Source organism: Rheinheimera maricola, assembly GCF_016918075.2.
Lineage (GTDB): Bacteria > Pseudomonadota > Gammaproteobacteria > Enterobacterales > Alteromonadaceae > Alishewanella > Alishewanella maricola_A.
In genome coordinates this window covers 531021-547533 of sequence record NZ_JAERPS020000003.1, presented here as the reverse complement: position 1 = coordinate 547533, position 16513 = coordinate 531021, and the positions used below count along the sequence as shown (strand labels likewise).

General features: G+C 48.1%; 27 protein-coding genes. 5 read left to right on the top strand and 22 right to left on the bottom strand.

Going from position 1 to position 16513, the window contains the following annotated elements; genetic code table 11:
- Positions 1-201: 201 nt before the first annotated feature.
- The 19 genes from I4W93_RS11320 to I4W93_RS11230 form a co-directional block, all read right to left on the bottom strand.
- A complete protein-coding gene (locus tag I4W93_RS11320) occupies positions 202-546 on the bottom strand; it encodes a DUF3486 family protein (protein ID WP_205310812.1) in 345 nt (114 codons plus the stop codon).
- A 47-nt stretch (positions 547-593) separates the two neighbouring features.
- Positions 594-953, bottom strand: coding sequence for a hypothetical protein (locus I4W93_RS11315; protein ID WP_205310813.1), 360 nt, complete (start codon positions 951-953; stop codon positions 594-596).
- Entirely contained in the window at positions 950-1630 is a 681-nt protein-coding gene (locus I4W93_RS11310) for a DUF2786 domain-containing protein (RefSeq protein WP_205310814.1), read from the bottom strand. The genes I4W93_RS11315 and I4W93_RS11310 overlap by 4 nt, the downstream gene beginning before the upstream one ends.
- On the bottom strand, positions 1627-2013 hold the full coding sequence (locus tag I4W93_RS11305) for a hypothetical protein (protein WP_205310815.1): 387 nt from the start codon (positions 2011-2013) through the stop codon (positions 1627-1629). Before I4W93_RS11305 ends, I4W93_RS11310 begins: the two co-directional genes overlap by 4 nt.
- The gene (locus tag I4W93_RS11300) at positions 1997-2359 is read right to left on the bottom strand and encodes a Mor transcription activator family protein (protein ID WP_205310816.1); all 363 of its coding nucleotides are present in this window, start codon (positions 2357-2359) and stop codon (positions 1997-1999) included. Before I4W93_RS11300 ends, I4W93_RS11305 begins: the two co-directional genes overlap by 17 nt.
- Positions 2360-2362: 3 nt before the next feature.
- A complete protein-coding gene (locus I4W93_RS11295) occupies positions 2363-2902 on the bottom strand; it encodes a phage protein GemA/Gp16 family protein (RefSeq protein ID WP_205310817.1) in 540 nt (179 codons plus the stop codon).
- Positions 2895-3644, bottom strand: coding sequence for a hypothetical protein (locus I4W93_RS11290; RefSeq protein WP_205310818.1), 750 nt, complete (start codon positions 3642-3644; stop codon positions 2895-2897). Before I4W93_RS11290 ends, I4W93_RS11295 begins: the two co-directional genes overlap by 8 nt.
- A gap of 43 nt (positions 3645-3687) precedes the next feature.
- Positions 3688-3960: an HU family DNA-binding protein gene (locus I4W93_RS11285; protein WP_205310819.1), complete on the bottom strand. Its 273-nt coding sequence runs from the start codon at positions 3958-3960 to the stop codon at positions 3688-3690.
- Positions 3961-3970: 10 nt separating this feature from the next.
- The gene (locus tag I4W93_RS11280) at positions 3971-4144 is read right to left on the bottom strand and encodes a hypothetical protein (protein WP_205310820.1); all 174 of its coding nucleotides are present in this window, start codon (positions 4142-4144) and stop codon (positions 3971-3973) included.
- A 2-nt stretch (positions 4145-4146) separates the two neighbouring features.
- Positions 4147-4815: a DUF3164 family protein gene (locus I4W93_RS11275; RefSeq protein WP_205310821.1), complete on the bottom strand. Its 669-nt coding sequence runs from the start codon at positions 4813-4815 to the stop codon at positions 4147-4149.
- Positions 4812-5048 (bottom strand): hypothetical protein, encoded by a 237-nt coding sequence (locus I4W93_RS11270; RefSeq protein WP_205310822.1) that lies wholly within the window; start codon positions 5046-5048, stop codon positions 4812-4814. Before I4W93_RS11270 ends, I4W93_RS11275 begins: the two co-directional genes overlap by 4 nt.
- Positions 5045-6325: an ExeA family protein gene (locus tag I4W93_RS11265; RefSeq protein WP_205310823.1), complete on the bottom strand. Its 1281-nt coding sequence runs from the start codon at positions 6323-6325 to the stop codon at positions 5045-5047. The genes I4W93_RS11270 and I4W93_RS11265 overlap by 4 nt, the downstream gene beginning before the upstream one ends.
- 12 nt (positions 6326-6337) lie before the next feature.
- Entirely contained in the window at positions 6338-8116 is a 1779-nt protein-coding gene (locus I4W93_RS11260) for a hypothetical protein (protein ID WP_205310824.1), read from the bottom strand.
- Between the two features lie 3 nt (positions 8117-8119).
- The gene (locus I4W93_RS11255; protein WP_205310825.1) at positions 8120-9220 is read right to left on the bottom strand and encodes a hypothetical protein; all 1101 of its coding nucleotides are present in this window, start codon (positions 9218-9220) and stop codon (positions 8120-8122) included.
- Between the two features lie 9 nt (positions 9221-9229).
- A complete protein-coding gene (locus I4W93_RS11250) occupies positions 9230-9541 on the bottom strand; it encodes a helix-turn-helix domain-containing protein (protein WP_205310826.1) in 312 nt (103 codons plus the stop codon).
- 83 nt (positions 9542-9624) lie between these two features.
- Entirely contained in the window at positions 9625-10281 is a 657-nt protein-coding gene (locus I4W93_RS11245; protein WP_205310827.1) for a hypothetical protein, read from the bottom strand.
- Positions 10274-10759 (bottom strand): phage regulatory CII family protein, encoded by a 486-nt coding sequence (locus tag I4W93_RS11240; protein ID WP_205310828.1) that lies wholly within the window; start codon positions 10757-10759, stop codon positions 10274-10276. The genes I4W93_RS11245 and I4W93_RS11240 overlap by 8 nt, the downstream gene beginning before the upstream one ends.
- Positions 10759-11121 (bottom strand): hypothetical protein, encoded by a 363-nt coding sequence (locus tag I4W93_RS11235; RefSeq protein ID WP_205310829.1) that lies wholly within the window; start codon positions 11119-11121, stop codon positions 10759-10761. The genes I4W93_RS11240 and I4W93_RS11235 overlap by 1 nt, the downstream gene beginning before the upstream one ends.
- A 62-nt stretch (positions 11122-11183) precedes the next feature.
- Positions 11184-11456 carry a helix-turn-helix domain-containing protein gene (locus I4W93_RS11230; protein ID WP_205310830.1) on the bottom strand — a complete coding sequence of 91 codons (273 nt, stop codon included), beginning with the start codon at positions 11454-11456 and terminating at the stop codon, positions 11184-11186.
- A 118-nt stretch (positions 11457-11574) separates the two neighbouring features.
- Here I4W93_RS11230 and I4W93_RS11225 point away from each other — a divergent pair, with 118 nt between their 5' ends.
- Positions 11575-11973, top strand: a complete 399-nt coding sequence (locus tag I4W93_RS11225) for a helix-turn-helix domain-containing protein (RefSeq protein WP_205310831.1) — start codon at positions 11575-11577, stop codon at positions 11971-11973.
- Here the strand turns inward: I4W93_RS11225 and I4W93_RS11220 are convergent.
- The 3 genes from I4W93_RS11220 to I4W93_RS11210 are packed head-to-tail and all read right to left on the bottom strand — an operon-like array spanning position 11970 to position 13058.
- Complete coding sequence (locus I4W93_RS11220; RefSeq protein ID WP_205310832.1) at positions 11970-12269, bottom strand: hypothetical protein; 300 nt, start codon at positions 12267-12269, stop codon at positions 11970-11972. The genes I4W93_RS11225 and I4W93_RS11220 overlap by 4 nt on opposite strands.
- Complete coding sequence (locus I4W93_RS11215; protein ID WP_205310833.1) at positions 12266-12766, bottom strand: hypothetical protein; 501 nt, start codon at positions 12764-12766, stop codon at positions 12266-12268. The genes I4W93_RS11220 and I4W93_RS11215 overlap by 4 nt, the downstream gene beginning before the upstream one ends.
- A 19-nt stretch (positions 12767-12785) precedes the next feature.
- Complete coding sequence (locus I4W93_RS11210) at positions 12786-13058, bottom strand: hypothetical protein (protein ID WP_205310834.1); 273 nt, start codon at positions 13056-13058, stop codon at positions 12786-12788.
- 208 nt (positions 13059-13266) lie between these two features.
- On the opposite strand from I4W93_RS11210, the gene I4W93_RS11205 reads away from it, so the two are divergent.
- The 4 genes from I4W93_RS11205 to I4W93_RS11190 are packed head-to-tail and all read left to right on the top strand — an operon-like array spanning position 13267 to position 16451.
- Complete coding sequence (locus tag I4W93_RS11205) at positions 13267-13716, top strand: hypothetical protein (RefSeq protein ID WP_205310835.1); 450 nt, start codon at positions 13267-13269, stop codon at positions 13714-13716.
- Between the two features lie 6 nt (positions 13717-13722).
- Positions 13723-14400, top strand: coding sequence for a hypothetical protein (locus tag I4W93_RS11200; RefSeq protein WP_205310836.1), 678 nt, complete (start codon positions 13723-13725; stop codon positions 14398-14400).
- Between the two features lie 9 nt (positions 14401-14409).
- Positions 14410-15489 carry a nucleoid-associated protein gene (locus I4W93_RS11195; protein WP_205310837.1) on the top strand — a complete coding sequence of 360 codons (1080 nt, stop codon included), beginning with the start codon at positions 14410-14412 and terminating at the stop codon, positions 15487-15489.
- A gap of 2 nt (positions 15490-15491) precedes the next feature.
- Positions 15492-16451: a GTP pyrophosphokinase gene (locus I4W93_RS11190; protein WP_205310838.1), complete on the top strand. Its 960-nt coding sequence runs from the start codon at positions 15492-15494 to the stop codon at positions 16449-16451.
- The last annotated feature ends 62 nt before the right edge of the window (positions 16452-16513 follow it).

Here is a 16513-nt window from a genome sequence, read left to right as displayed (position 1 = left end):
TTAAACAAACCCTTCGTGAAAACGAAGGGTTTTTTTATTTGTATTGTGTTAGTGAGTAAGAAAAATATATGTTAGTGAGTAAGAAAAATATACCAGTGGATCTGCGAAAAGTTGTGTGGCCTGGTATACCCCGATGGGATAGCGTATACCAGCATAATAAATAATGTTTCAGGATATGAAATTTAGGCGGCCGATAAAAATTTAGTTCGACTGTCCTGTTAGGCGCGAAATCTTCTGTAGTAACTCAGCTTTTTGATACTCAAGCTTCCCCAACTGCTCAAACAGCGAACTTAACGCCTCAGTTTTAGGGCCGCCGTCGCCAGAAGCCGCAATTATTGCATCAAATGAACCACTAGGGGCCGTGATGCCGTCGGTAAGTTTTAGTTTGACAGAATACCGGTGTACGCCTGATTTAGTTGCGATATGGCCTTTAGAAGTAAGCCATTCAGCAATAGCTACAGATTGCCCGTAGCCAGCATCCCTAATCCGTTTGTTTAGTTGCAAAAGCGTTTCTTGATCTAAGTTCTTTACAAAGTTTCTATTCATATTTTTCTCCGTTCAGCTTGTGTAGAGATGATAACAAAAAGCCCAGGTTACTGGGCTTTTTGCTGTTTGATGTCAGTGAAAACTCGCCTTATTCTTGCTACAAGCTCATCCTGCATTTGTGGGGCTGATGGCATGAAATCCGGATGCGGTAATGAAGCAGCAAAATCCCCAACCTCGCTGATGATTAGCCGCTCTGCTGTATCGAGTGGAGTGCTGGTGACGGTAATTGTCCAGGTGTTATTTTCCGAGCATTCAACCTTGAACGAGTGGCTTGGAAATAGCTTATTCCCCAGAGCCTTTACTGCAAACTCTGCTGAGATAGTATTAGAAGCTTTCTGCCCGTTAACAGTATTTGTGCAGTAACTGCCGCAATACAGCTTGGTTTTAACTGTTACTGATGTACTCATACACTACTCCCCAGCTTGCCTTGCTCAGCTCCATTTACGCCGGCATTCAGCCGCACATTGCGGCCAGCGCCGTGGCCTTCGTAGTATGCATCTAAATCGCGCCGTTTTTGCTCAGCAGAGCGCACTTCAGTTTTGTGCAATTTGGGGAAGTGTTTTTCCTTGTACAGCTGGATCAGGTTCTGTTCTTCTTCAGTGGGTACCAGTGCATGTACCTGGCGGCGAACGGCGCTGATCCAGCCCTCGGCAAATAGATCTGCGCGGTTTGTCTTGGTGGTTAGCTTCAGCCGCTTGCTCAGCTTGTTCAGATAGTTTCTGCGGGCTTTAACCAGCTGGGGGGCCAGTACTTCGTAGCAGTATGTGCCAATTTCTACACGGTCGGCTGGGCCAATGAATATCACAGTAGCGCCTACATTGCGGTTCCAAGACAGTATGGCGTCCAGCCCGAATGCATTTGTAATGCATCCGGTCAGTAAATTTGCCCACAAAGGTTGTTTTTCTGCCGCATTAGCCCGCTTTATTTCCCGTTGCTCAACTTCAGATAACGACACATCTTCAGCGGTTAGCTTATGTTCCTGCATCAGCTTTTGTGCACGGCGCAGCGCGTTTGCGGCTTCATGCTCGTTGCTGCTTTTTGCCAACGCCAGCAGTTTTTTGATTTTATCCAGGATTTTGCTCATTTTGCCTCTCCAGTCTGCTGCTGTTTATCAAGAATGGTTACCACCACATGCCCACGTACAACCATTTTCATGCCGTTGGGCAGTTTGAAGTTACAGCTGCCCAGCTGGCGGATCTGATTGCTGCGGCCATCGAGTATTTCTGCCCGTATTTCGTTTAGGTCTATGCCTTTAACCCGTTCTAACCATCTGATTATGGCGTGTTCACTTACTACCGGGTCGCCATTGGGGCTATGCAGTTTGCGCAGGTCTTCGTTAGCTTGGTCTAATTGAAGCTTCAGGGCGTCGCGTTCTTGTTCAGTCTCTGCCTGGTGTAGCTGCTCTGCTAGCATGCTTTTCACTACAGACAAGCGGTGTAGCTCATAGGCTTTAGTTGTTTTCATCATCTGCGAAGAGTCCTGGTTGTAGTGTTTTGCGGGTGGCGAGGGTATAAGCGCGCATGACCTGATACACATAGACATCGCTGCAATCATATTTTTTGGCCAGTTCGGCATGATTAGAGCCGCGAAAGTCTTTAATAATGCCGTGCTGCTTTAGTGCTCTATCCATGCTAACCCCTTTCGGAACGTAGATATTGCCGCCGCCATGGGTTTGCCGGATAGTGTCAGCCAGTTTGTAACCTATTGCTTCAGCCTGTTCGTCACCCAGCTTGAGCTCTTGTTTAAGCAGCATTGCAGTTTGAGCAAAAAGTTCAGCCAGGAATGTTGCTAGCTTTTCGTCCGGCTTAGCCATGGTCTATGCCCCCTCGTTACAGTCAAATTGCTGTTGGTACCAGCGCAGTACGTCGTTATAACTGGCTTTGGAATGCGGCTCGCCAAGTTGTTTGAGCATTAACCGGCGGTGCCAGCGCTTTAGTTGCTCAATTAAGGGCCCGGCAATATCTGCCATCCATTCCAACTTTTGAATGGCGGCACCATTGTTTAAGTGCCGGCTTTGCTCAATGGCCCACTGCTCCAATGCGGTATAGCCTGCGTTGTTTATCAGCCCCTGGGCGGCCATTTGCGTCCACACCTGGCCCAGCTTTTTAAGCTGATCCTGCTGAAGTGGCTTTTTAGCTGATTTGTCTTTAGCTTTGGGTACCGGTGTAAACCCCAGGCGTTTCATGCCGGCCATTGCTTTTTCCAGCTCTGGTACAGACATATCTTTAGAACTTGTTTTACCGCACCACGCCTGCAGGTTTTGCCGGTATAGGTGCTCGTCCATATTCAGATTGGCGCGGGCAATGTGCAGCAGCTGGATCAGTTGCTTTTTGTTATGAAAAGGCTGCTTATCCACGGGCATACTCCCGTAAAAAGCCACTTAACTGCTGTAGCTGAATTTGCACATCGTTACCAAAACACAGGGCCAGCTCGTCCAGCACCTGAATTTTTACCGGTACCTCAGTTAACTGAGGCAGCTTGTTGGTGGGTAACTCAGCCAGCTTTAGCGCGGCTGAAATACTGCGGGCCTGAGCAATTGCCGGGTGTGGTTGCAGCCTCGCTTGTGTTGCGGTCTGGTTCTGCTGCTCTTTGGCGGCTTTAACGTGCGGCGCCACAATATGAAAATGCATGGCTTGCTCTTTGGCTTTATCAAGCACAAAAGCTTTTACTTCAACGTCAGGGTAATGCTTGATAACGTGCTGAACACCGTCAGGTGTCAGGTAGTACACACCATTGTTTTTTGGTGTAACCAGGCCCATTTGCTTGCACTTGCTCAGCATTTCAGCGGTATTGCGCTTATCCCAGCCTAATTCTTCCCGGATAGCTTTAGGTAAAAACGCTTTATTGTGGCGGGTAAAGAACGTAAGTAACTGGCGAAATTCGTCGCTTTGCGGTACCACATCGGTGGCCGCTGCGCCTTCAGCTGCCAGCTTGTAGCCAGCAATGCTTTTAATAATATTATGTTGTTTGCTAAGTTCACCCAGGGCTTTAAGTACTTCAGTTTGTGTAAAGCCAGTGAGGTCTTCCAGTTCCGTCTTATTCAGTGGGTCTTCCTGGTCTCGCAAAATGCCTAAAATGGTTTGCTCTGGTGTACTCATGGTAATGTCGGGGCCGTTTGGCCCCGCCTCCGTAGTTGGGGGGTTATTTAACGGCGTCTTTTAACGCCTTGCCTGGCTTAAAAACCGGTTTAATGCTGGCGGCAATTTGCATGGTTTCGCCGGTTTGCGGGTTACGGCCGGTGCGCGGCTGGGTAACCTTGGTAGTAAACTGGCCAAAGCCGGTAAGGGTTACCGCATTACCACTTTTCAGCTCTGCTGTTACGGTGTCTAAAAATGCACTTACCGCGCGTTCAGCGTGGGCTTTTGGTAAATCTGCTTGTGCGGCTACGGCGTTTACTAACTCTGCTTTGTTCATACTTATGTCCTTAATGGATGGTTTGGGGTTGGTGTGCCGGGCGGTTGCTCAGCACGGTTACTTCTACTAACTTCACATCGTGCGCGGGGTAGCGGGCTACAGAGTTGCTGTAACACTGCTTTGCATGCTCGTTGTCAGGCGTTTGCAGCAGCAAAGCGCCGTTCACTAACACCTGGTAGGCCATGGTTAACCTGCCTTTGCCTGCTCTGGTACCGGCAATGCCGGTAGCGCTGGTACGTCACTAAAGCGCAGGCTTAACAGCTCGTACACGCCTTGCGGGTTGCGCTGGTAAAAGTTGTAATAAACACAGCTGGTGTCGGTTTCCAGCGCGTCACGTAGCGCCTCTACTGCCTGGCGAAACAGTGGGTGGTTAATTTCCACATTCAGCAACTGCACCAGCTTGCTTACGCTGAATTCATTGGTCTTTGCAGGTTTAAATGCCCGGTTAATCAACACCTTCACGCCATCGTCTGCCAGGTCTTGCGTTACCACGTTAATGTATTGGTCAAACAGCTGGCGGGCGGCTTCAATGCGGGCATTTACCTTAATGGTGTCCTGCACCCGGCGGCTAATGCGGTATTGGCGGTTAAAGCTGAAAAAGTCCACGTTACCTTTAATTTTTTCCAGCCGTTTAACGCCATATTCCTTTACCAACTTCGCGATAAAGGCATCAGAAGTTTGTGTTAGCGCAGTTTTCAGTTGTTGCATGGCGGCATGCACCGCAGTGGCCTGCGCCATAAACTGGTTAACCAGCGCATCTTCCTCCAAATGCTGCTCGCTAATATTTGCTTCTTTTACCAGCCGGCCTTCGCCATCCATCTTCCAGCCTGGTGGAGTATCGTGTTCTGTTTTCATGCTGCTACCTCGGTGAGTAAGTTGGTTACTTCTGTTTCAGTCAAAGGCCGCATGCCGTTTAAAAGCCATGCGTCCCAAATAAGGGCTGTGTCATCCGTATTTGGAAATACACCATCAGGTAGGCCAGCCACTCTAATGGCGGTGTCAGCCGCTACGGTGGCTACCAGGGCAAACTTGTCGCTTGGCAGGCACACCACCGCAGCGCGTAAATCTGCAAATTTCAGCAAGTTCATGCGCCCCTCCTAATCTGCATAACCAGTTCGCCGCTAATTTTGGCTTCACCCAGGCTGGCGGCTAAATTCAGCGCGTTTTTCATCAACGTGTTAACGTTAAGCGGGTAGCTCATATCCACCATTTCATCCGCGCGGCCAGTGTTGGCGCCAAAGCGACGGGTACCGGTTAACAGCGTTTGCATAGCGGTGTAGGCATCGTCGGTTAGCAGTTCTGCCGGGTTTTTATGGGCAGACTTCAGCTTTAGCGCTACATAGTCGCGCAGCTCATTGCCCAGCGGCTCTATAACCAGTTGGGTGGCGCGGTAAGTAAATTCACGGATGAAGTGGTTTTTAAGCTTCTTCTCCATCTCGTTTTGGCCAATCAGGATAATGCCAATAAACTTGGTAAAGCCGTCTGCCAGCTCCCAAATACGCTTTAGCTGCTTTATTACTTCGTCGGGTAAATCATGTGCCTCATCTACCACCAGCACATGGCGGTTGCCCGCTTTGTAGCTGTCGGTAAGTACCTTGCGGATAATGGCGTCGCGGTCTTCTGAGCTGCGTGGCCGTTTGGTTATCTGTAGCTCGCGCATAATGGCTTCAGATATGGTGTTGGCACCAATTTCACGCCGGTCTATGCGGGCCGGTTCAATAATGCGAACCTCAGGATATTCTGCGTTAACTTTCTCGTTAAACACGCGGCGTATTGTCGTTTTACCTGCACCGCACTCGGCATAAATACACAGCATGCTGCCCATGCGTGCGGCCTGTAGCATGTGTTCAACTGCGTAGCGGTGGCTTTGGCTCAGGTACACCTGATCCATGCCGTAAATTTCGTTTTCAAACGGGTCATTAAACAGCCCGAAGAATTTTTTAGTTTGTTGGGTTAGCATTTCTGGCTCCGGTAATTGGGTTAAAACACGTCCGTTAAGGTCTTCTTCAAATTGCTCCTGGTAATCTCTGGCTTTAAACAGCGCCCGCCACTGCGCACCTGCAGTAATGGCTTTTTCGCTGGGGTCATCCAGAAAAATCAGGTGCGCCTGTGTGGCCGACACCAGGCCGTTTTCAACCGCAAAGCGCTGCAGGGCGTTGTGTATGTCTTCCTGCTTTTTCTTTGGCCACTGGCTGTGTTTTATAATCAGGTTTAGTGTGGCGGTACTGATCTGCACATTGCAGTGATCACGTATCCAGTCCACCACCAGCGCCTGGCTTAAGCCCTTGTTAGCGAGCATGCGGCCAAAGCGGATCTTCCAGTCACGCTCTATAACAACCTGCTTATGCTCGTTGGTTTTTGCCATTGGTTTGCCTCCTTAAACCGCGCGCAGCGCAGGGCGCACAATAAGCTCGCGGCTCATGCGTTCCAGCGTTGCGGTCAGGTCTGTTTCGTTAATGATTCCGGCTTGGTTTAGCCAGGCGCTTTCTTCAGGGGTTAGCACACGGTTTAGCTGTGCCAGTACAGCGGCTTTAAGGGCTATGCCGCTTAAGGTTTTAGTTGTGGCAGATACAGTAAAATCAGTTTTTACCTGCTCACCAGCAACTGGCATATAGCTTGGCGTGTACAGGTGCATTAGGTGGCTAAGTGCGTCCAGTTCGCCATTCATCGGTACTGCTTTTTTCTGTTTGGCTTTTTTAATTTCCTCGTCTGTCATGTTGGGGTAGGCAGTACGCAGAGCCTGCTTGCGCACGGCATCAACGTGGGTGTCAGGTTTTTGTTTATACTCTTGCGCAATAACGGCATCTGTTTCAAAAAAGCCGTACTCATTCTGGTTAAGTGGCTGCACCTGATGTACCTGCTGCTCACCTTTAAAGGTGCAATACACCAGCATTTCAGCGCTGTCGCTAAGCACCATGGGGGTGATCAGCACTTCCAGGCCATCATAAATGCCCACTAACCCGGTCAAGTCGTAACTGTGGCGCTGCTTAGTGCGCGGGTGTACTGCGGTAATCTTCATACCGGTAACTTTGCGTGTTTCCGGTTTAGCGGTTAGCAACCACTGGCATACTTCAATGGGTGGCAGTTCGCGTAGCTTGTTCTGGTGCTGCTTTATCTTTAGCCAGCATTCATAGCGCGCCATTTTATGGCGGCGATGTTTGGCATCATATTCCGGCAGCTGGTTAGCGTTATAAGCGTTTTGAAATGCCTCAGCACGCTGGTTTAGCTCTTCAGTGCTGGTTACAGGCTCAAGCAGCAGGCGGCTTTCAAATAACAGCTCTACCAGATTGTTGGCGTTTTCTACCTGGCCTTTTGCCCGGGCATTCTTGGCGGCATGGTCTAATACCTCTACACCCAGTTGGCGCAGCGCGCGCTTAATGGGGGTGCTGGTATTGGCGCTGCCTTTATCCATCATTAAATATTCAGGCAGGCCGCGCATAGGGCAGTTAGGGTCGTTGTGCAGCCCCCATGCCCACAGTAAAAACTCGTACAGGGTTTTGGTGCTTTCGCCGGCAGCTTCAAAGTACCGAAACCGTATAGCACCGCTGGCGTGGTCGGTTAGTACATAGCGCCATACCCGCAGGTTGGGGTGCTTTTCAAAGTTCTGCGGTTTGTTTTTGTAAAAGTCGTCGTCGTTACGGTAGCGCTGCATCTGGCCTTTGCCGCCGGGCGGGTAGTACAGTAAACACAGTGACGGGTCAGTCTGGTGTACATGGTTTGGGTAAAGGCTAGCCAGCCCCACTGGTGCAGTAGGTGCTGCCAGTTGCTTAGCTGTGGCGCCACGGTCTTTTAATACCGCCCGCAGCTGGCTGTTGCTAACGTTAAAGTTAACGCCACTTTGGCTAAGCACACTGCGAATAGTGGGTATTTTGGCAATTTGTTTGCCATTGGCACGGTTACCAATAGCAGACAGCGCCGCTACTTTTTCAATAACCTCATCCGCCAGGCTGGTGCTGCCGGCGTCACAGCGGCGTTTATTGCCACTGCTCCAGCCAATTTTTTTCAACTCGCGGTAAAACTTATCGGTTTTCCAGCCTAAAAAGCTTTCTACCTCGGCCAAAATAGCGCCTTTTTCACCATGTTTGGCCTGCTCTAAACGCTGAGCATAACGAACCAGTAGCTCTGTATTTGCGGCCTCGGCATTTAGTTCCAACATGGCTTACTCCTCGCTACCTTGTCTGGCGTCGGCGGCCAGTTGTTCCAGCACGGCCAGTGCGGGGCGTGCTTTGTCGGTGTAAGCGGCAAACATTAAATCGCTGTCTTGCCAAAACAGTGCGGTGTCTTCTGCCAGGCAGCGGCTGGTGTGATACATAACCCCGCACATATATTCCATGGCGGCGTGGTAGGTGGCTGGGTCTTTGGCAAACACGTCGTCGGTGTCGCTTTCCGCAATTTTGTTGCGCAAGGTGGCTAGTTTATTTAGGGCTTGTAAAATGGTGCCTTCCAGCGTGGCGATATCGGTAACCACCTGGCTTACATCACGCTTCCAGCTGTCGGGGTTAAACTTGCGGCTGGCCAGTTCTTCTTTGTGTTTATTGGCTTCGCTTTGGGCTTCGTCGCGCATTTGGCGGGCTATTTTTAACTGCTGTTCCAGCTCGGCTTTTTCGCCTTTGGCTGCCTTTAGTTCCTGCAGGTGTTTGGCGTTTAAATCGTCTATCAACTCGCGCAGCGCGTCTTTATCGCCCAGTTCAACCGCTTCGTTTTCAATAACCAGCTGTTGCTGATCGGCCGGTAACTGCCGCAGTTTGCGCAATTCACGGTAGCCCAGGCCAATCTTCTGGCTGGCTTCAAAAAACTCTTCGCCAAGTTGGTTTAAATTAAGTAACCGCTCATCAATAGTAGCGCGGGGAGTATGTAATTTATTGACGCAGAACTCCTCCCAACTGCTGACGGTTAGCAGATCCCCGCTCTGATCCTTATAGGTTAAACCCTTGAATCCTTTAGTTTCCTTTATTTTCAGAAGTAGCTTTAAACTGCTGACGCTAGCAAGTTTCTGCATGAAATCGAAGGCTTCAATTCGTCCGATCTCTCGCATTACTTCGTCAAGTGATGCTACCACTTCTTTGGTTTGGATCACGGCTTTCTGCTGCTCATGGCTTAGCGCGGTATCTTGGTTATTACTGCTCATTGGCTGCACCTGTGTTTTGTTTGCCTGGTTGTTCTGCCAGCGCTGTTCTGCTTTGGTTTGTTTAATGGTCACTTCTTCTGCGAGTAATTCCGCATCAGCTTCTGCCATTGCTTCTTCTGCTTCGTAGTTCATGGCGGCCCCTTAAAACACCTTGCTGTAGTTAGTTATGTCTTGCTGCAGTTGCAGCTGGGCCTGATCCAGATTTATGCGCACCTTGTTGCTGATCTGTGCCAGTGCTATACCCAACCGCCAGCGGTTGTCGTCCCAGGGGCAGCGCTCGGCAAAACCTTCATTTTGCAGGTTGGCTAAATCGCGCAGTACCTGGCTGGCCGTGGTATCCATCTTGTTGGCAATTTCGCTAATGGTTAAACCGGTGTTTTCATGGCCGGCCAGTACCTTTTGCAGGCGCAGTACGCGGCAGATTTGGTTTGAAAGGTATTTGGTGTCAGACATTTTTTTGCTCCTGTGGCGCGGTGTTGGCTATACCGGCTGCTGCTGATAAGCTGTTGAGAATTCCATTCAAAACAACACTGAGGCTATTCATGGATGCTCTCCTGACACTCTCCGATTGCCGGATTGATTTGCAACTTGATGCTGATCTCGAAAGCGGCATTGGCACCTACGCTGAGGGGCCGGACAGAGCATGGCTCTACTACCTGCACGGTGAAGCGGGCATCACCGATATGGAAAGTGCCGCCCTGTGGCTGATGGAGACTAGTGACGCCAGAAGCACGCTCTCGGCCTGTCTCGGTCTCCCAGCTAACCCCAGCAGACGGCGCAGGGCGTGGCGCGTTGTTTGGATCGTCAATGGCCAGGTCGCCAAACGGCAGGCTATCGGGCTTGATCAGGCTGTGTTTCTGTTGCAGGCGTTGTTCCCGTATAACGTGCTTGATTATCCGGCGCATTTGTTCGGGGTCGAGTGAATCAACATCAAGGATGCAAAGTCTTTTAACAGTTTGGCGCGCGGCTTTTACACCGTGCACCGCTAAAACGCGGTAGATGGTGTCAACCGATACTCCAAGCCGTTGCGCCTGTTCCTGTGCCCATAGGCCGCGTTGCTCATGTGGTGGAATAGGCTGTAACTGCTGAAACAATGCGGCCATTTGCGGGCTTATTTCTATACCTGGCTGCTGGCCAATAACCGAGGTATTCAGCGGGAAGCCGTATTGATCCGTTTGTGGTTTGTCAGACATCGGCGCGCTCCGGGAATAGATCCAGTTCGGGTTGGTCATGCTTTTGTGCCTCTAGCCGGTGGTAGGCCAGGTTCTCCATTAGCAGGGTTAGCTGGTCGGTAACGTCTTGCGGTTGGCATTCGCCGCTTTGCAGCGCTAGTAACTGGCCCATAACGGCATTACAAAACTGGCTTAACTGAATCAGCGTTCTGTGTGCTGCTTTACGGCCGCGTGGCATGGGTACCAGTAAATGGTTCAGGCTGTGGGCCATGTACTGCAGTGGGTAAATACGGTGCGTGGCTTCCATGTACGGTATAAGCATTACTGCTGGCATGCTGGCCGCGCCCAGGTGCTTGTAAAGCATGTCTGGCGAGGTGCCAATACGGTCGGCAATGCGCGGTACACTCATTTGCTTATTGGCCATAGCAAACTCTTTGCATAGCTGCAGGCTTTCGGTAAGCGAGCGGGCAACCAGGTTATTCCAATTTCTGCGGCTCATTAGAATGCCCCCCAGCTGAAGTTCTTCCAAAAGATCTGGTGGACTGGAATGGCTCTGCCGCCCACACTGGTTCCATCAAAAGCGAGGCAATGATCACTATGCAACGAGATAAAATTACGACTATCCAACCAGACGCGTACCGTTTGGAAGTAACTGAACAATTGCTCTGCTGGCTGGGTGTAGCCGGTGTAACAGAATGGCGGCCAACCGAGAAAGTTGATATTGGCCAGGTACGCGCTTTGGTTGACGCCTTGTTGTTGCTTAGCCCCGGCAGCCGCAGCTGGTGGGTTGGGGTGTTGCTTTATGCTGAAGACGCAGCCCTGGGGCAGCTTCTTAACTGGGTTCGTTATTGTGCTGAACATAAACCTGCTCCGTGCAGTTCCCTGAAATTAAACGACGCGCTAATGCAATGGCTGTTTGCGCCTTACGACGCCAGTAATTGCAATAGTTCGGCTTGTTTGGCTGCCCGGTCACGCCCACGGGGTAAGCGGGCACGCTGGTAGCTTTCAACGTCGGGGAATACATCGGTAACAGGTTTGCCAAGCGCTTTGGCTACGGCTTCGGCAACTTGTTTAGACGTGGTACGGCGGTAACAAACACCGCTTACTACATTGGAGTTGATGCTTAATGCCTCACCAATCATGGCAAAGGTAAAACCCTTGTCGTGTAAGGCTTGTTTAATGGCTTCGGCTTCCATAAGATAACCTCTGTTTATAGTTAGGTATGGTTAAGCAGCGGTGCAACGCTGCTTTGGTGTTAGTGCAGAACGATTATGGGACATATATTTCTCATAATCAACATTTAATGAGAAAAATATGTCTCGTTTCAGGGAGGAGCGTGAGCGTTTAGCAATACAGCAGGCAGATTTAGCTGAGAAAATAGACGTTACACGTAGAACAATATCCCGCTGGGAGAATGATGACGCACCGATTCCGAGCGATAAGCTTGCTCAATGTGCGTTGCTAGGTTTTAACATTAACTATGTTGTTACTGGTGAGAGAGAGCCGCAGCCAGATAGCTACTACTCAAAAAAAGAAGTTGAAGATGCAATGCACGAATGGTTATCCGATGCTAAGTCACTTGGAGCTATTGAGATCGACAGCAGGCAAACTTATGAATTTCTATTGAGTTTGTATATGAGAAATCTAGCCAAAGTTTCTGGAGCGAAAAACAGTGCAAGACCGGCAGAAGAGCGCGATAAAAAAATAGGTTAACGCTTAAATTGAATAATATTGTTTAGTTCTTGATGCTGATAGGGCGACGCGTTAGTTAGCAGTGCATCCAGCTCTTTGAGCCACAGTTCCTTGGCCTGCATTTTTTCGTAGCTGGGAGCCATGGCATCAATTTCATCTCGCCAGGCGGCAAGTGCCTTAACCTTTTCACCGAAGCTGGCCTCAATGTTTAACGCCGGCGGCAGTGAAAGTTGGTTGTGGCTACGGGCCTTGCTCAAAACCCATAAGCCACTCAAACAAACAGCTATTAAGGCTGCTACGATAAGTGTTGTTATCATACTATAGCCTTTCGTATTTTCTCTTTTACTGCAGAAAACAGCGGGGTCATTAAAAATGCTAAATAACCAACGTTTACAGTATTTACGATTACTCTAAAAGCAGAGCCCATCAGGTTAAATTCAAACACTACCATATCCATATATCGCAGGCTTTGCACAATACACATAGCAACCATACTCAACAAGCAGCTCATTGCTACAAAGTCTATCTTGATACGCTCATGAGAATGGATCTTGTATATGGTAATAGCGCTTAAAATGTTACATATAGCCCAGGTCGGGTACCACGCATGCTTAACGAGCAGCGGGTGATTTTCTACTAAAGCAACCAGTTTGGGCTCTATAACCATCATTACCAAATTGACGATGATGGTCACAACAGCGGCTATATAATACGATCTGGTACCAAGCTTTATGCCATAAACCACAAGTACAGCGATAAAATACGCTAACCCAATGTGGTTATTAAATTCATACAGGAACTTCGAGTATTCCATTACATCATCTCAGAATGAACTAGGTCTTTACCGGAAAATCGTTACCGCTGCCGCTACCCATTGTTTGGGCCGGTGGATCATTCCCATTTCCACTGCCAAGCGGTTGTATAGGCGCGCCTTCTTCAGCCTCCAGTAGTGCGGCTGCTTCTGCAGATATTGATACTGTGTCGGAAGGACTTGCTGGCGTAATAGCCGGCGGCCCATTACCATTGCCGTTACCCAATTGTGTTGAGGTGGCACTTTGCTGAGTTTGTGGCTGGTAAACATTCCCGCCGATACTTTCAATGCTCATTGCTCTCTCCTGTATTTGGAACACCAAAACTCTATCACAACATACACCAATGCCAGATCCCGACTACTTGAGACTATTTGTTTTTTTCTGACAAAAAGATGATATTTCAGTGTTTCTGCTTAAATATTGTACTTTATTGGCATTTTTGTATTGAAAATAACCAATAAGCTTGGCATGGTCGAAGCTGTACTATAAGAAAGGAACTCTTATGATTAAATATGCCGCAGCATCAATCTGGGCACTTGCCTCCTGTTTTTTTCTCTGGTTTTTTGCTTATGTGTCTACCTGGCCATCTAGTCCAGGGCAATCGCTTTATCTTATTGGTTTGGATGATTTGTTTGTGTCCTTTGTTATGTTCACTCTGGTCGTGACGCTGGGAGGTGCCAGTTACTATGTGATGAGCAAAATTCTAGAAGCCCCCTATAACGCAGCAGACCGGGCGAATTGGATAAAGCTGCTTATATTTTTAAAACTGACGTTAGTTATTGAATTCTCAGTGCTGATGGTACTGATATACATTCGAGACTTTTATACCGCCGCGCATGATGGGGTGGTGTTTATGGCGATATTTTTAGCATTGTGGATAACAGCTATGTTCATGATGCGGCACGCCGTTCAACAGATGCGCAATCTGCGCGTTTTGGCTGATGTGGAGTAGTAGTTTATGAGCTGGATCATTAGTGGTGGGTTGTTAGTTAACAGGTCAAAAGGCAAGGTTCTTTATCCCTGGCAATATGAGTTGCAGTGGGGCATTTCAGAAAAAGAAGTCCGTTTCCTCGATTTTGATGGCAATGTTATTACGCAATGCTCTGAATATGAAATTGGCTATAAAGACCTCTCCAAATTGCAAGAGGAAGGTAGAGTTTGGCAGGGGTTGCAGATTGAAATAGACAGTGACATTTTGCCTGGTAGCAATACTTACGTGCTAGTTGATGACCAGCTTACTAACGGAACAGTGAATATCAGACTGACAAAATGCGAGCTATCTGTCGTGAGCGACGAGCACTTTGGTCTGACATGTAACGAAGTTCGCTACCTTGTAAAAAATGAAGTTGCTACACAACAACACCTGCAAAAGTTAATGGAGTTATTGCAAAACGCATTACGCGGCGTTGCTCCATCAAGCCATAGCTCGGAGGCAACGCCAGGCTCTTCAGATTTTCTGCGTGTTGTCGCCTGGGTATATAGCTTGCTAAGTATTGGTGGTGGCATTTTTTTAGCGAAGGAAGGCGCGGTGGCTGTCGGTGTCGGGATTGGTGTTAGTAGCTTCTTGGTTTTAGCGTTCGCGCTGGCCGTCTCAACAATTAACGATAACTTGCATAAGCTGACGAAAAGAAAATAGGAGTTCTTAATGGACCAGTATAAATTTGAAGGGCTAACTATAGAACGCCTTATAGCCCACACAATTTTCGCAAGAGGCAAAGATAAAGCGTTGGTACCACCTAACCTGACAAATGAACTAATTCCATTATCAGGCGATGCAAAAGATCTTATTCAGTTAAGAGTTACGGCTGCACTTGGCAGCTCCTCCCATGGTTTGGAAGTGCAAGTTGTTAAAAGCGACACAAATTCGTTTATGCAAAGAGCGGCTGCAAGTATTCACGCATCAGACGATGACTTCAAACACTTCTCAAAAGAGATAGCTAAAAGCCTGGCAGATGCGCAAACTAATCCAAAGTGGCCTGGCGGGGTGCTAATCATCTTTAACGGTAAAGTCGGGGAATCACAACAGCCATTTTTAGCAGCGCTTAAAGCAGAAACGGACAAGGGGTTTGATGTTGAAGAAGTTAACGGAAAAATCACCCTAAAACTAATAAAGAAAATGCTTCTGTCACAGACTCAAAGATTGTACAAAATCGGCATTCTGATCGAGAACCAATATCAAAAGCCGGTCGATGGTGGAGGATTCCTGCCAGCAAATTACAGAGCTTTTTTATTTGACCATCTACTTACTGCAACTGAAACTAAACCTGCAGCGGCATATTTCTATGATACTTTTTTAGGTATGAGTATAACCGGATCATCTAAGTTTCAGACGAGACTATTTTACGAAGAAACAAAGTTGTATATCGATGCAATGCCGATTGATGACGGGGACAAGTATGATTTGCGAGAAGCTCTCAGGTCAGAACTGAGAAGCCAAAATGCTACTATTCAACTAAAAGAGTTTGCAGATACACATTTCGAACCAGAGCATAGAGCTGACTACATAAAAACAATGCTAGAAAAAGGAGTACCTGACAGTGCTGTTGTTAAGGATGTTGAGTACATAAAAGCAAAGCTAAGGCGTCCACGTAATTTTATGTTTAGCAGTGGAGTAAAAATTCAGGCTCCTGCTGATGCCAGTTTGAATGAGTTAGTAATCATAGGTCAGCAGAGCGATGGCTATACAACGGTTCAAATTAAAGGTGGGGTACAAACACGGGAATGACTATGTTAACGGCTTTCAATACATGGCTGAGTGACAATGCTTCGGTATTGGAGGTATGGGGAGGTTTTGTAGTCAGTTCGATGCTTAATTTGGCGTCGCATGCAGGCGTTAAGACACAGATGTCTTCGTGCCGGGTAAAGGATGTGAGCTCTGCAATAGGGAAAATTGCCCGTAAAGGTTACAAAGACCCTATTGCAGAAATGACAGATTTGGTTGGGGCCAGAATTGTTGTGCTTTTGTCCAAAGATTTAAAAGTTGTTGCCAGTTTACTATCTAGCAACGGTCACTGGGATGTTCAACTAGCGCGAGATCCTGAAGAGGAGGTCGCTCAAAGCCCAGAAAAATTCGATTATCAGTCATTACATTATGAGCTTCGTGCTAAAGCCGGCGTTATAATAGATGGAGTGAGTGTTCCAGAAGGACTATGCTGTGAGTTGCAAATTAGGACGTTGATGCAGCATGCTTATGCCGAGGTAGCTCATGATAGTATTTACAAAAGTACGTGGCCGGCCCCTGTTAAAGCACGGCGATATATTGCCAGCAGTGCTGCGCTTATTGATACTGCTGACCATCTATTTTGTGAGACCATGGAAATTTTAGCTGAAGAGAATAGAGAGCGGGGAGAACTGCTTGAGCAGTTATCCGAGCTTTATGATGCAAAAATTTCGCCATCTAAGATTAAAGATCAGAAGCTTAACATGATCATACTTGATGAGTTTGACGAAGAGCTGCAGGGGCAGGATACCCTTTTAGAAATAAATGATTTACTAACCAGAAAGAGCTACATAGCAAGTAGAATAAAGGAGAGAGCAGTCTCAGATCCATTTTGGGCTCAGCCGATAACAATTCTGGCTTATTGGTTAGTAAGCCGTTCACCGCATGAAGTTTTTGATAAGTGGCCGTTTGCAGGTTCTCACGATGCCTTAGATATGATTTACAGTGATCTGGGTTTAAACCACTAATTTTTCCTAAAACCCTTTAATTTAGCGCAACTCCCACAACACCTAAGCTGCGAGTAACTTAT